The following is a 14,252-nucleotide window of genomic DNA, read 5'->3' as shown; positions in this document are numbered from 1 at the left end:
ATAGACTTGAAGTCGTGGAACAACACCAACTTCCGGAGCGCGCGGAACTGCTCGACGCCGCCGTCATTGTCTCTCTGCCCATGCGGACCCGGTTCAGGGGTCAAACCCGGCGCGAAGTCATGCTGATCGGCGGCCCAGCCGGTTGGGCTGAGTTCGGCCCCTTCCCCGAATACGGTCCAGAAGAGTCCTCACACTGGTTGCAGGCTGCAGTCCACGCGGCATGGGCGGGGCTGGGAGCTCCGGTGCGCGCGGAAGTGCCCATCAATGCTACGGTCCCCGCAGTGGACCCCGCTGACGTGGAAGGTGTGCTGAAAAGATACGGCATCCTAGACTCCATCCCAGCGGTGAAGATCAAGGTTGCTGAACCCGGCCAGACCGATGGGGACGACGCCGCCCGCGTGACTGAAGTGTGCCGGCTGCTGCCCCATGCCGGAATCCGGATAGACGCCAACGGCGCTTGGAGCATTTCGGAGGCGCTCACCCAGCTGTCAGTCATCGTGGAGATCGCCGGGGAGATGTTCGAATACGCAGAACAACCGGTCGCGGGGATTGAACCGTTGGCGGATCTTCGTGAACAGTTGCAGGGGCGGGGGTTGCCGGTCCGGATCGCCGCCGATGAAGCCGTCCGTAAGGCTGATGACCCGTTCCGGGTGGCCGCGCTGGGTGCCGCAGACCTCCTGGTGGTCAAAGTCCCTCCGCTGGGTGGAGTCGAACGAGTTCTCGACATTGTGAACCGATCCGGGTTGCCCGCAGTGGTTTCCTCGGCGCTGGACAGCTCAATTGGTCTCACCGCAGGGCTGGCTCTGGCGGCACAGTTGCCCGCCTTACCGTACGCCTGCGGCCTGGGGACAGTCAGTCTCTTTGACGGGGAAGTGGTCGCGGAACCGCTCGTTCCACACGGCGGTGTGATCCGGGTGCCCGTGGCAGCGGACGCTGCCGGCGGCGTCGTTGTCCGTTCACCGGACCCGGTGCCAGCCCTGATCCAGCAGCACCGGGTGACCGGGCCGCGCGAGGCGTGGTGGTTCGACCGGCTCGCAGCCGCCTACGATGTACTCCATGGCAGCTGAGAGGGGTCCGTTCCGGGAGTTCGATGATTCCCACGACGCCGAATCGCTCAGGCTGGCCCGACGAGTGCTCCGCGGCATGGCTCTGAACATGAGGCATGTGGTGCTGGCCCCCGGTTCACGCTCAGCCCCGCTGGCCTATGCTCTGGCGGAGGCCGAACAACTCGGAGCGCTCACGCTGCACGTTCGCACAGATGAGCGCTCAGCAGCATTCACAGCCTTGGGGATCGCCCTCTCCACCGGGGAACCGGCGGGAGTGGTCACCACGTCAGGGACAGCCGCCGGCAACCTGCTGCCTGCTGTGATGGAGGCTGATATGTCCGGGGTGCCGCTGGTAGTGATCACCGCAGACCGGCCTGAGCAGTTGCACGGATCCGGCGCGAACCAGACCGTCTGGCAGCAGGGAATGTTCGCCGGCAGGGTGCGCGATGAGCTCCACCTTGAGCAGGCTGAAATCGACGATGGAAGCCTGCGCCTAGAACCGGTCTCCCGCGACGACATGCTCGCCGCCGAGACGCAGGTTGCTCTCCTGCTGCGCGCCGCCACCACCGTCAGCTCCCGATCAGCCGCCGGTCCGGTCCACCTGAACATAGGTTTCACCGACCCCCTGATTCCCGCCGAATCGCCCAGCGCAGCGGGCACGCAGCGTTGGGCGCGCAAAGGCGTCATTCCGTCCGGCGAACGCGCACGCCTTTACCGCGCGGCGACCGCTGGAGCCGGAACCTCGCAGAACCTCCCCTGGCCTGCCGAAACCGCCGGGGCAGAAAACCTTGGTGACGCGGTCGCAGGAGGCGATCCAGCGCTGGAGGAACCGGGCCGTGTCCTGTTCGTCATGGGGGACCAGGCGCCGTCGGAAGCCGTTGAGTTCGCCAGTCGGCTGGGCCACCCAATGCTCGCGGAACCCACATCAGGGGCCCGCTGGACTGACCTGACGCCCGTACAGGGGTATCGGCTGTTGCTGCAGTCCCCTCCGGGTTCTCGCGCCGCGGAGCTCACCGCCGCCGTTGAGAGGGTGGTCGTTGCCGGGCGTCCCACACTCACCCGGCCGGTGCAGAAGCTCATTGCGAGGGACGACGTGGAGGTTGTTCAGTACGAGCCTCGGGCCAGCCCCTGGCATGATTCCCGGCTTGCTCGCCGAGTCATCACCGAACGCCAGGAGCTTGCAGACTTTGCCGGACGGCCCGGGGCCGCCTGGTCCCGTGCTTGGGAGGATGCCGGGCTGAAGGCTCAGAGCATCATCGACACCGTGCTCCGTGAGGACGACGACGCCGCCGGAGGCCTCAGTTCGGTGCGCGCGGCGCAGTTCGTGGCTGAGACGGTCAGGACACCACTTCTGCTGGGGTCATCCTCTGTTGTCAGAGATGTTGACCTGGCCGCTGCCCTGACCCGATCGCTGCCCGGTGTGACCGGCAGCTCTGTCACATCACGGCCCGTCTACGCACTGCGTGGTGTCTCCGGGATTGACGGCAATGTCTCGGCAGCCTCAGGTGTGGCACTGGCAGCGGGGCAACGCGTTACCGCCATGGTGGGTGACCTCACCTTTCTGCACGACACCAACGCGTTGCTGATTCCCTCCACGGAGCAGGCGCCCCATCTGGACATTGTGGTGATCAACGACGCCGGCGGGGCTATCTTCGATCAATTGGAACACGGTGAAGTGGGCCGCCGTGCGGGACAAGGCCAGACCGTCGAAAGGCTCTTCGGCACTCCGCAGACCGTGGATATCGAGGCGCTCGCGGATGCCTTCCAGCACGAGTACTTCTTTGCCGAAGATTTGGAGGAGCTTGGCCGGGCACTGGCCTATCCGGATGATCGGGTGGGAATCCGCATCATTGAGCTGCGCACGGATCGCACCCGGCTCAGAGACCTTCACGCCAAACTGATCCAGGCCTTGGCACCATCACACTGAGCACCGGGGGACCGGAGAAGGAAAGCCCTCCGCTCAGGCGTCGATTCCCAGGGCCCAGAGCATCGGTTTGAGTTTGATTTTGGTTTCGGCAAGCTCTGACTCGGGTTCGGATCCGGCCACCACTCCGCAGCCGGCGAAGATGCGCATGCTGTGTCCGCCTGCCGGTGTGACGTCCCCTTCGAACACACCACCGCGCAGCGCTATGCCGAAATCAGCATTGCCCTCCCCATCCATCCAACCCACTGGTCCGGCATAGGGTCCACGGTCCACACCCTCCAACTGGGCAATGAGGTCCGCGGCCGTCGTCGTCGGTGTTCCGCATACCGCGGCGGTGGGATGCGCAGCTTCGGCCACCTTCAAGGGACTGGGGAGGCGCCCAGCAGAGTCTTCTGCCAATGTGCCCGTGATATCGCTGGCCAGGTGATACACATTGGGCAGCTGCAGAACGCTGGGTTCGGACGGTGACTGCAGAGTTTCGGTGATCGGGCGGAGCTGTTCGAGCAGAGAGGTCACTGCTAAGTCATGCTCGCGGTGCTGCTTGGCGTCGCGTAACAGGGTTGAGGTGCGTTGGGCCCGGTCGATGGTCCCCGCCAGCACTCGCGAAGACAGGTGGCTCCCGCGCAGCCGGACCAGCATTTCCGGGGTGGCGCCGAGCAGTGTCTGTGGAGCGTCGGGCCCCGCACCCAGACAGTAGGTCCACGTCTGGGGATACTCGGTGGCCAGCCGGGACAGCAGCGTGCCTGTGGCTATGGGTGCTTCAGCGGTGACCAGAACATCGCGGGCCAGTACAAGCTTGTCCACGGTCCCGTCGTGGATTGCCGTGAGTCCAGCGGCGATGGCGCTCAGGTACTGGCGCTCGGATTGGACGCCTGGCAGCAGGCGCGTCTCCGGCAGGTCCGCCGCAGGGAGGCTACCTGCGGCGTGGAGCAGACCGTTGGGTTCGAGCCGCAGACCGTGCCGATCCAGGACCTGGGACTCCTGCTGTGGGGTGTCGCTGATGATCAGAAGTGTGGTTTTCCCACCTTCCCGGCGGATGAGTACTTCAGGTACCAGCAGGCGGGAAGCGGATTCAGAGTCCTTAGAGAACGCTACTGAGACCAACGCCACAGGGCCGTGGCGGTTGTCCAGGTGTTTCCTCGACGCGATCAGCGAATCCCAAAACATGGCTAGGGCATCAAAGCGCCCTGGGCCGGTAGCGGTTGTGCTTGCTGCGATACCAAGACCGATCATGCCCTCACCGCCGCGGATCCACGTTCCCGAGGGGTTGAGGTGGGAAAGCAGTGCCACCAGTCCGCCGCGAAGGTCCACCTCCCGCGCAGTGATGTGGAGGGTGGGTGGCGCTGAGATCATGGCTCACCCATCTTACGCGGCCCACCCGGGGAACGCCGTGCCCCGGGTCATGGGAGAATACTGAGGTGAATCGCCGCGAAGGGAACCGAGCCGACCTAGAAAAGAGGCCACATGACGTCGCCTCCATGTTTGATCAGGTCGCTGAACGTTATGACATCACTAATGACGTGATCTCCCTGGGGCAGGACAGGAGATGGCGGACGCAGCTCACTGCGGCTCTAGCGGTCCAGCCCGGAGAGTACGTGTTGGATCTGGCGGCAGGCACCGGGGTGTCGACTGTGCCGTTTCACCGGGCCGGAGCGACCGCGGTCGCCTGTGACTTCTCACTCGGCATGCTGCAGGTGGGTAAGCGACGGCACCCAGAACTGACGTTCGTGGCAGGGGACGGGATGAACCTGCCCTTCGCCGATGACAGTTTCGATGCGGTCACCATCAGCTTTGGGTTGCGTAATATTTCCGATACTTCTGTTGCGCTGAGCGAAATGCTCCGCGTGGCGAAACCGGGGGGACGCTTGGCGATCATGGAGTTCTCCGACCCCACGTACAAACCGTTCAACGTCATCTACAACGAGTACCTCATGCGGGCCTTGCCGCCGGTGGCCCGCGCCGTATCCTCCAACCCGGAGGCCTATGTCTACTTGGCTGAGTCCATCCGTGCCTGGCCCAACCAGGATGCACTAGCTGCACTGCTTGACGACGCAGGATGGTCCCAGGTGGAGTACCGCAATCTCAGTGGCGGGATCGTGGCCATCCACCGCGCTTTCAAACCCCACCAGAGTGATGCCCGCATTTCCGACAGCGCGGAGCTCCCTGGTGAGGGCGCCGCCGACCGGAAGGGCTAGGCTTAAGTCCAATGACCGAATCACGAGCTTCAGGTGCGAGCCTCGGCGCTGCAGCAGCCGACCAGCCGGTGCACACCGCTGACCTTCCGGGAGAACAGACCGCCCCAATGAGTATCGAGCTGCCCGCTGGATTCGATGTGCTCGCGGATGATGAGCAGCTCACGCAGCAGGTCACGGAATCGCTTGTTGCCATGGAAGAGCAGCTCCTGGCGGCCCTGTCCAGCACTGATGAGTTGGCCAACTCCGCTGCGCGCTACCTGGCTGAGGCCGGGGGCAAGCGGATTCGGCCCCTCCTGACCATCCTGACCTCCCTCCTGGGTGATGGCGTGGATGATCGGGTGCTCCGGGCGGCCATGGTGATGGAGATGACTCACCTGGCCACTCTGTACCACGACGACGTGATGGACTCCGCACCCCTGCGCCGTGGGGCCCCGAGTGCGCATGTCGTCTGGGGCAATTCTGTGGCGATCCTCACCGGAGACCTCATTCTTGCGCGGGCCTCACAGCTGATGACCGAGCTTGGCGACGACGGGTCACGGATCCAGGCGGAGACGTTTGAACGTTTGGTCATGGGGCAGCTGCGAGAAACGGTGGGCCCGCGCGAAGGCGAGGACCCCTACGATCATTACCTAGGTGTGATCGCCAACAAGACTGGGTCTCTGGTCGCGGCCGCCGCTCAGCTGGGCGCGTACTACGGGCGCACGGACCCAGAACTGTCCCACATGCTGCAGACCTATGGCGAGGCCGTAGGGATTGCGTTCCAGTTGGCTGATGACGTCATTGACCTCACTGCTGACGGTGCATCGTCAGGTAAAGCCCCCGGCACTGACCTTCGCGAGCAGGTGCCCACCCTTCCGGTGCTGCTGCTGCGCCGGGCAGCCCAGAGCAACGACGACGCCGCCCGGGCCGCTTTGGCGCTGGTCGAGCGAGACTTGGCGGGGGACGCTGAGTTGGCTGAGGCAGTCCAGGCTGTTGTGGCGCATCCGGTGACTGAGGAGGCGTGGGAGGTTGCTCGGAGCTGGTCACAGAAGGCGAAGGACGCAATCTCGGCCCTGCCGGAGTCCACGGTGAAGGCGGCGCTGCTGAGTTTCGCAGACGCCGTCGTTGACCGCGACGGCTAGCTCTGCTCCAGGACCTTCTCTAGGGCGGGCTTGAGTTCCCGTGCCAGTTGCGCCCGGTAGCCGATCTCCAGGGGATGCCGGATCTGCCGGTAGAGCAGATCGTCGCCATACCGGGGAAAGACGTGTAGGTGGTAGTGCCATACGTGTTGGTTTCCCGCCGGCTCATTGTGCTGCCGGACGGAGGTGCCCTCAGGATCCCAGGCGAGTTTGATGGCGAGCGCCACATGCCGGGAAAAAATGCTGATCTTGGCTAGGAGGTCGTCCTCGAGGTCGTAGAGCGCCTCACGGTGGGCGGTTGGAATGATCATGGCATGACCCGCGTGGGGGCCGAATCCGTCACAGGCGATGAAGACCATAAGATCTGCGTCCTGATACACCAGGTCGCTCAACTCGCAACGGTTCCCCGGGTCGGAAACATCCCCCTCTGCGAACTGGCAGAAGGGGCAGACGTAGCCCTCTGGCGCGTGGGAGTCCCAGTGGACCACCGCGTCGTCGTATGTGTCCTTGAGGGAAGTGTGTTCCGACGTGTATCGAAAGGGCTGTTCAGCCACGCTCAGTCCTCCTCGAAGGAGAACTCAAGCAGGTCAAAGAGGAACTCACTGACGGTGGCTCCTTCTGGCGTCCATTCGTGCTTGTCGTTGTTGCGACGGTGGATCAGCGGATCCGGGACTTTCAGATCAGAGGTCTCAACTCCCCATACCCAGCGCTCATCCTCATCTTCCAAGAACAGCAGGTAACCCTCTTCGGTGACCAGCTCGTCCGGATCGAAAATGAAGTGGTAAGCCTCCAGAATCTCATCGCACTGACCCAGAGCTAGGTAGAGCTCTTCCAGAATGAGCGGAAGCTTCGTTCGGTCAGGCAACTCTGAGTCCGACAGCAGCTCTGCGAGTTCGCTGCGGCTGTACCCTTCGCCAGGGGTCCACTCAGCATCAAGATACCGGGGGACTAGGGCCTTGAACTTGTCTAGGAACATCTCCGCCATTGTTCGTTCGTTTCCCACCTTCCGCTGTGCGCCAACCGGTTTCCGGATCGCTGTGTTGTCATCTTATGGGCCACGGGAAGAACTCCGGCAACCCGGTGTGTTGACTAGGGAGGGTGTACTGGAAGGCCCAGTGGCGAACCCAGATATGACATATGGGTGTACGACCCATATAGGGCATACTGTCATGAGGTAAATTCGCGCGCTCGTTGCGTACATCGAAAGGAAACCCGCCGTACCGTGTCTGAGACTCTCAACTCCCGGCCCACACGTGTCGCCGTCGTCGGTGCAGGTCCCGCCGGGGTCTACGCATCGGACATCTTGGCTAAGGCCCAGAAGAAGCACAACATGCGTTTCTCCATCGACCTGTTTGACCGGTACCCCGCGCCGTTTGGGCTTATCCGCTACGGCGTGGCACCCGATCACCCGCGGATCAAGGGCATCATCAAAGCCCTGCACAAGGTGATGGACCGCGGTGATGTTCGGCTCTTGGGAAATGTGGACATCGGCTCAGACGTCAGCATCGAAGACCTCAGAGCACATTACGACGCCGTCATTTTCGCCACCGGTGCCATCAAGGACGTGGAGATGGACATCCCAGGGGTGGAGCTGGAGGGGTCCTTCGGCGCCGCAGACTTTGTTTCCTGGTATGACGGACACCCCGACTACCCACGTGACTGGCCTCTGGATGCTGAGCAGGTGGCGGTCATCGGCAACGGCAACGTGGCACTGGACGTGGCACGTGTGCTCTCTAAGCAGCCCCACGACCTGCTCTCCACCGAGATCCCGGAGAACGTCTACCAGGGACTGGCAGCTTCCCCGGTCACTGATGTGCATATCTTTGGCAGGCGTGGTCCGGCCCAGGTGAAATTCACCCCGCTGGAGTTGCGCGAGCTCTCCCACTCCGAGGATGTGGACATCGTCCTCTACGAAGAGGATTTCGACTTTGACGAGGCCTCCGATGAGGCCATCAAGTCCAGTAATCAGATCAAGACTATGGTGAACACTCTCGCGAACTGGCTTATCGAGCAGGAAGAGCGGACGGAGGAATCCTCCCGCAAACTTCATCTGCATTTCTTGCACCAGCCGGTGAAGATCCTTGAAGGGCAGGACAGCAACGGTGAAGGCACCGGGAAAGTTGCGGGGATCCGCTTCGAGCGAATGGAGCTGGACGGGAGCGGCAACGTCACCGGGACCGGTGAATATCAGGACTATCCGGTGCAGGCCGTCTACCGCGCCATCGGCTACTTCGGGTCAGAGATCAATGGCATCCCCTTCGATTCCAAGCGCGGTGTGTTGCTGAACGAAGCGGGCCGAGTTCTCGACGAGGAGGGCCGGCACGTGCCCGGCACATACGCCACCGGCTGGATCAAGCGTGGTCCGGTGGGGCTTATTGGACACACCAAGGGGGACGCCTTGGAGACCATCGGCTGCCTGCTGGAAGATGTTGGCCGGCTGCCTCAGGCACAGAATCCTGACGAGGATTCGATCATCGAGCTGCTGGAGTCCCGTGGCGTGGAGTACACCACCTGGGAAGGATGGCTGAAACTCGATGAGCACGAACTTTCCCTGGGCGCGGAAGCCTCCGAGTCAGGTGAGGTCCAGCGTGAGCGGGTCAAGGTCGTCCCCCGCGCAGATATGGTGAGGATCAGCCGCGCTCAGCGCTGACCGGCCATCTCTTTGAGCCGCGCGATCCTGTCATCCATCGGAGGGTGGGTGGAGAACATCTGGCGCGCTCGGGGCCCAAACGGATTGGCGATCATCATATGCGCGTGAGCATCATGCTTCGGGTCCTCCTTCAGCGGAACCCTGGAAATGCCGTTCTGCAGCTTGTCCAGCGCTGAGGCCAGTGCCAGTGGGTCGCCTGAGAGCTCGGCCCCATCGGCATCAGCGTCGTACTCTCGGGTACGGCTGATGGCTGAACGGATCAGGCTCGCCGCAATGGGCATCAGGATGACTGCCAACAGGCCGCCGACAAGAGCCAGCGGGTTACCGCCACCGCCTCCACGGCCGCGAGCGCCCCCGAAGAGAATGAAGAACTGAGTGATGGTGGTGAGGAAGCCAGCCACGGCCGCCGCGACAGATGAGATGAGGATGTCGCGGTTATAGATGTGCATCAGCTCGTGTCCGGTGACGGCGCGCAGTTCCCGGGGGGTGAGCAGATTCAAGATGCCTTCGGTGTAACAGACCACGCCCCGTTCCGGGTTGCGCCCGGTGGCGAATGCGTTGGGCGTCGGCTGTGGGGAGATGAAGATGCGCGGCACGGGTTCCTGCGCCCGATGAGCGAGCTCTTCCACCATCTCGTAGAGCGCAGGGGCTTGTTCGCGGGTCACGGGGTAGGCGCGCATCGCCCTGAGGGCGATCTTGTCGGAGTTCCAGTACGAGTACGCAACGGAGATCAGGCCGATGCCCGCAAAGATGAACAGCACCGCTGGGCTCTGCATGGAATAGGCCACGATGGCGCCCACCATAAGCACCATGGCGAACAGGAACGCCAGCAGTCCTGCAGTGCGCAGCCGTCCGTGATGATGATGCATCCTTGACCTCCGTCGTAAAGCGCCGTGGGTGACTTCGTTCACCTGGATCAACGTCATTCTATGTCTGTGTGTTCCGGCGAGACATTCGTCACTGTCTGGATCTTTTGAGTGAAGTTCCCAGTTTGTTTACCTGAAATTCACTTTCGGCTGTCAGCCTTCAGGGGACAGAGCAACTGGATCGCTCCAGTACCGTCGAGGGGACTCCCTCACCATGCACGAACGGAGAGCTGATGGCTGTACTGCCAGCACCGGAGAAGCACGAAACGTTTACCACCGGCGCAACTGCTGGCACGGCCGTTACTCCCCGACTTCCCGCAGGTCTCCATCACCGATTCTCCACCAGGACTGTCACTGTCCTGAATTGGCTGATCGTCGTCGCCTGCGTGTATGTCCTCATCACCGCAGTCAATGTGATCGGCTCCGGCTTCTCGCTCGCTGCCGGGGATCGCGCTGCCTCACTCTTCGAGTTCGCTGCCAACCCCGTTGTCGGTCTCATGATTGGCATCGTCGCGACCGCACTGAGCCAGTCGTCCTCCACCACTACCTCGGTGACCGTCGGCCTCGTCGCTGGCGGCCTGCCGTTGGGGATCGCGGTTCCCATCATCTTGGGCGCGAACATCGGCACCACCCTGACGAACACCCTGGTAAGTCTGGGCATGATTCGGGATAAGGAACAGTTCCGGCGTGGTTTCGCCGCCGCAACGGTGCACGATTTCTTCAATCTGCTGGCAGTTGCGATCTTCCTGCCATTAGAGATCGCATTCGGTCTGCTGGAACGCCTAGCCACGGCCTCAGCGTCAGTGCTGTCCGGTTCAGACGGTGGGCTCGCCGCTACGATCTTCGGTGGCATCGGATCAGTGGTGAAGACAGCGACGACGCCGCTGGCCAAGTTGATCACCGGGAGCCTGGAATGGTTGCCCGGGGTATGGGCCGGGGTGGCGATGATCGTCGTCGCGATCGTGTTGATCCTGACAGTCATCAACCTGATAGGCCGCAAGCTCAAGGCGCTGTTGGTGGGTCGAGCACAGCGGGTGCTCAACACCGCCATTGGCCGGGGGCCGATCACCTCCATCGGTTCCGGTGCGGTTGTGACGGTGATGGTCCAGTCTTCCTCCACCACCACGGCTCTGATGGTGCCTCTGGCAGGCTCCGGCGCCCTGAGTCTGCGCCAGCTGTACCCCTTCGCCTTGGGTGCGAATATCGGCACCACAATCACGGCCCTTGTAGCCGCTTTCGCCTTCGACGGAGCGTTGGGCACCATCGCCCTCACCGCCGCCCTCGTCCACCTGTTCTTCAACGTGCTCGGCACGGCCGTGATCTACGGAATTCCAGGGATTCGGGAGATTCCGATCAAGGGCGCCGAATGGCTCTCTGCATTGGCTGCTGAGCGGACTCTCGCCGCCTTCGGCTGGGTGGTGGGGGTATTTATCGCCCTACCGCTGGCGCTCATCTTCCTCCTCTGACTCAGTGCTTACCGCATATTGATGAACTGAAGGTCGGTGTCCTCAAAGTCCTTCAACATGGTGATGACTGCCTGCAGATCGTCACGGGATTTGGACGAGACCCGCAGCTCATCGCCCTGAATCTGGGCTTTGACTGACTTTGGCCCTTCGTCGCGGATCATCTTGGTGATCTTCTTCGCCGTCGCCTGGTCGATTCCCTCTTTGATCTGGCCTTCGATCCGGTAGGTTTTGCCTGACTGCTTCGGCTCCGAGGGCTCGTAGGACTTCAGTGAGATACCCCGCTTGATGAGCTTGCTCTCCAGCACGTCATTAGCGGCCTTGACCCGCTCTTCAGCATTGGCTGTGACGACGATCAGTTCGCCGCTCTGCTCAACGGAGGCCCCGGTGCCCTTGAAGTCGTATCTCTGAGCGATCTCCTTCGACGCCTGGTTCAGTGCATTGGCCACCTCCTGGGTATCCACTTTGGACACGATGTCGAACGTCGATTCTTTAGTCATGGTCGCTCCTTCTATCGGCGAATTGATGTGTAGTACAGACTACGATGCCTCAGCAACGCCAGATTTTGAACATAAAGCATTTGCTGGGTCGAATTGTGTAAACTGCTGTGTAGCAGCGCGCATGCGAAGCCTCGCGCCAGGCCCCCGGAGTAATCCGATTCGGCCGGCAACGCTGCGGACCCGACCACGCACCCTGAAGCTGTGTCGAGGGGTTCGCAGCCTCCCAGACAACGAGGCCGCAGGATTCCACGGCAGAGCGCGACTTTTTGAAAGGACGCAGCCGCATGCCTGCCGTCATCCAGGATTCCCGACACCAGATTCTTGTCTCACATGCGGGATCACTTCCGCGGACCACTGAGCTCATTCAAGCCAACGCTGCCCGCGAATTCGAAGAAGATGGGCTGACCCTGAAACGCACCGAGGAGTTTGAGCACTTGCTTGCCGAGGCGGTCAAAGATCTGGTCGCCCGGCAGAAGGCTCAAGGTATCACTGTGCCGGGAGACGGCGAGTTCGGCAAAGCGATGAGTTCAGCGGTGGACTACGGCGCCTGGTGGTCCTATATCTTCCAACGCGCAGAAGGCCTGGAGGTCACAGGCGAGGACATCTTCACCCAGCCACCGGTGGAGTCTTCACCGCGCAATGTGAGACTCACCAGCTTCCCGCACCGTCGCGATTGGGTCCGGTTCCGTGAGGCCTATCATGATCCGGCAACCGGCATAGGCACCGGATCCACAGCTACCCCGTTTCCTGCGACCACCGGCCCGCTCAAGTACAAGGGCCATGCCCAGATCGCGTCCGACGTGCGGAACCTCCGCACGGCATTGGACGCAGCCGGGCTGGAGACTGGATTCATCACGTCCTTGTCACCAGGTTCCGGAGCTAGGGTCGCCGACCGGTACTACGGTGATGAAGAAGCTCACATCTACGCCTGGGCGGATCTGCTCCGCGAAGAGTACAAGGCGGTGATCGAAGCTGGTCTGATTCTGCAGATCGATGACCCGTCCATCGCGGAAAACTGGGATCAGATCGCCCCGGAACCGGCCGTGGAGGACTACCGGGCTTTTACGCAGCTACGCATTGACGCCTTGAACTACGCCCTGCGGGACCTGCCGCAAGATCAGATTCGATTCCACCTGTGTTGGGGGTCCTGGCACGGCCCACACACTACTGATATCGAATTCCGACACATCGTAGACCTGATGCTGCAGATTAACGCGAAGTACTACTCGTTCGAGGCCGCCAACGTTCGCCATGAACACGAGTTCACTGTCTGGGACAGGGTGACGCTGCCTGAGGGCAAAGTGATTGTGCCCGGTGTCGTCTCTCACGCCACCAACGTGGTGGAGCACCCGGAGCTGGTGGCCCAGCGCATCGTCAGGTTCGCTGAACGTGTGGGTGCGGAGAATGTCATCGCCTCGACGGACTGTGGTCTAGGAGGGCGCATCCACCCACTTATCGCTGATGCCAAGCTTGAGGCACTTGCTGCCGGAGCCAGGCTCGCCACGGAGAGACTCTTCTGAATGACCGTGGGCGTTGCTGTGCCGGTGCGGTGAGGCACTGTGCTCAGTGCGGGGAGGGGGACCACCCGAGCGCCGGACCGAGCCTGGTGGAGACATCGTTGAGGATTTGTGTGCAGTCGGCTTCATCGAGACTCCGCGGAAGCACGAACGTGGCTTCCTCCGCACCGACATAGTCTGGATCAGCCAACAGAGCATCCGCGATCTCATCACTGGTGCCGATCAGCGCATGTTCTGGCAGTGCCGCAGCGACCTCTCGGTACCGAGCCTCCTGCTCGCGACTGGCGGTATCGGTAGGGATCGCGGTGCGCAACAGGTGCACCTGCTGATCCATCCCTATCAGGCGGCCCCCGGAGAGCAGGTCTACTGTCGCCAAGTCCACCGAGAGCCCAGTCTCCCCCTGTCCTATTGGAACTCGGTTCGTGGTGCCCAACCCGATCCGCACAGTGCGCTGTGTAGCTGCAGCAAGCACCGCCACAGGGGAAGAAATGCCATGCTCGCCGTCAGCAGACGAGAGCACCGCGGTGTCGACCCCTAGGTCTTCGGCGTGAGCAATGATGCGCAGTGTGGCCTCCAGGGCGGATGCAGGATCAGCGGCACTCACACCAAAGCTCATAATGCCCAGGCGCTTGAGCGGCGCCCCGGGTCCGGCGAAGTCCTCTGCGCGGCGGCGAGCCCGGGGGAGGACCCTCGTACCGCCGCGGCGGCGCGTCTCCACCAAGCCCTGCTCACGCAAATGACTCCAGGCCTGCGCAATTGTTCCGACACTGACGCCCAGCTCCTGGGCCAGGTCACGAACAGTCGGAAGGCGAGAGTCCACCGGTAGGACCTTGGCCTCAATCAATTGGCCGATCTGGTCAGCGATTCCTGCCGGAGCCCGGTCCGTAAGCCGGCCCGCAAGCTTTTCGGCATCGAGTTCAGACATGTCAACGGTCTCCGATTCTGGTGGGAATTCTGCCTGTCATCCTACTCC

Annotated in this window: 13 protein-coding genes; 7 read left to right on the top strand and 6 right to left on the bottom strand. The window is 62.4% G+C overall.

Annotated elements, in window-relative coordinates; translation table 11 throughout:
- Positions 1–14: 14 nt before the first annotated feature.
- Positions 15–1,067, top strand: a complete 1,053-nt coding sequence (locus FH975_RS14590) for an o-succinylbenzoate synthase (RefSeq protein ID WP_162321940.1) — start codon at positions 15–17, stop codon at positions 1,065–1,067.
- Positions 1,057–2,973, top strand: coding sequence for a 2-succinyl-5-enolpyruvyl-6-hydroxy-3-cyclohexene-1-carboxylic-acid synthase (menD, locus tag FH975_RS14585; protein WP_162321939.1), 1,917 nt, complete (start codon positions 1,057–1,059; stop codon positions 2,971–2,973). Before FH975_RS14590 ends, menD begins: the two co-directional genes overlap by 11 nt.
- A gap of 33 nt (positions 2,974–3,006) precedes the next feature.
- Here the strand turns inward: menD and FH975_RS14580 are convergent, their stop codons facing one another.
- Positions 3,007–4,323, bottom strand: a complete 1,317-nt coding sequence (locus tag FH975_RS14580) for an isochorismate synthase (RefSeq protein ID WP_162321938.1) — start codon at positions 4,321–4,323, stop codon at positions 3,007–3,009.
- 65 nt (positions 4,324–4,388) lie between these two features.
- Here FH975_RS14580 and FH975_RS14575 point away from each other — a divergent pair, with 65 nt between their 5' ends.
- Positions 4,389–5,165 (top strand): demethylmenaquinone methyltransferase, encoded by a 777-nt coding sequence (locus FH975_RS14575; protein ID WP_328821912.1) that lies wholly within the window; start codon positions 4,389–4,391, stop codon positions 5,163–5,165.
- Positions 5,166–5,272: 107 nt separating this feature from the next.
- The gene (locus FH975_RS14570; RefSeq protein ID WP_235928767.1) at positions 5,273–6,286 is read left to right on the top strand and encodes a polyprenyl synthetase family protein; all 1,014 of its coding nucleotides are present in this window, start codon (positions 5,273–5,275) and stop codon (positions 6,284–6,286) included.
- Here FH975_RS14570 and FH975_RS14565 read toward each other — a convergent pair.
- Both FH975_RS14565 and FH975_RS14560 read right to left on the bottom strand, forming a co-directional pair.
- Complete coding sequence (locus FH975_RS14565) at positions 6,283–6,771, bottom strand: HIT family protein (RefSeq protein WP_153078474.1); 489 nt, start codon at positions 6,769–6,771, stop codon at positions 6,283–6,285. The two genes, FH975_RS14570 and FH975_RS14565, sit on opposite strands and share 4 nt — an antisense overlap.
- 68 nt (positions 6,772–6,839) lie before the next feature.
- Positions 6,840–7,259, bottom strand: a complete 420-nt coding sequence (locus FH975_RS14560; protein WP_328821911.1) for a hypothetical protein — start codon at positions 7,257–7,259, stop codon at positions 6,840–6,842.
- A 246-nt stretch (positions 7,260–7,505) separates the two neighbouring features.
- Between FH975_RS14560 and FH975_RS14555 the strand changes: the two genes are divergently transcribed.
- The gene (locus FH975_RS14555; protein ID WP_328821910.1) at positions 7,506–8,933 is read left to right on the top strand and encodes an FAD-dependent oxidoreductase; all 1,428 of its coding nucleotides are present in this window, start codon (positions 7,506–7,508) and stop codon (positions 8,931–8,933) included.
- Here FH975_RS14555 and FH975_RS14550 read toward each other — a convergent pair.
- Positions 8,924–9,802 carry a M48 family metalloprotease gene (locus tag FH975_RS14550; RefSeq protein WP_153078332.1) on the bottom strand — a complete coding sequence of 293 codons (879 nt, stop codon included), beginning with the start codon at positions 9,800–9,802 and terminating at the stop codon, positions 8,924–8,926. The genes FH975_RS14555 and FH975_RS14550 overlap by 10 nt on opposite strands.
- 230 nt (positions 9,803–10,032) lie before the next feature.
- On the opposite strand from FH975_RS14550, the gene FH975_RS14545 reads away from it, so the two are divergent.
- Positions 10,033–11,265 carry a Na/Pi symporter gene (locus FH975_RS14545; protein WP_162321936.1) on the top strand — a complete coding sequence of 411 codons (1,233 nt, stop codon included), beginning with the start codon at positions 10,033–10,035 and terminating at the stop codon, positions 11,263–11,265.
- An 8-nt stretch (positions 11,266–11,273) separates the two neighbouring features.
- On the opposite strand, the gene FH975_RS14540 is transcribed toward FH975_RS14545, so the two are convergent.
- Positions 11,274–11,762: a YajQ family cyclic di-GMP-binding protein gene (locus tag FH975_RS14540; protein WP_162321935.1), complete on the bottom strand. Its 489-nt coding sequence runs from the start codon at positions 11,760–11,762 to the stop codon at positions 11,274–11,276.
- A 284-nt stretch (positions 11,763–12,046) separates the two neighbouring features.
- Here FH975_RS14540 and FH975_RS14535 point away from each other — a divergent pair, with 284 nt between their 5' ends.
- Complete coding sequence (locus FH975_RS14535) at positions 12,047–13,282, top strand: cobalamin-independent methionine synthase II family protein (RefSeq protein ID WP_162321934.1); 1,236 nt, start codon at positions 12,047–12,049, stop codon at positions 13,280–13,282.
- Positions 13,283–13,325: 43 nt separating this feature from the next.
- Here the strand turns inward: FH975_RS14535 and FH975_RS16980 are convergent, their stop codons facing one another.
- The gene (locus tag FH975_RS16980) at positions 13,326–14,204 is read right to left on the bottom strand and encodes an LLM class flavin-dependent oxidoreductase (protein ID WP_162321933.1); all 879 of its coding nucleotides are present in this window, start codon (positions 14,202–14,204) and stop codon (positions 13,326–13,328) included.
- Between the last annotated feature and the right edge of the window lie 48 nt (positions 14,205–14,252).

It is taken from the genome of Nesterenkonia haasae (genome assembly GCF_010119385.1).
In the GTDB taxonomy this organism is placed as follows: domain Bacteria; phylum Actinomycetota; class Actinomycetes; order Actinomycetales; family Micrococcaceae; genus Nesterenkonia; species Nesterenkonia haasae.
This window is presented reverse-complemented; position numbering and strand designations above follow the sequence as displayed.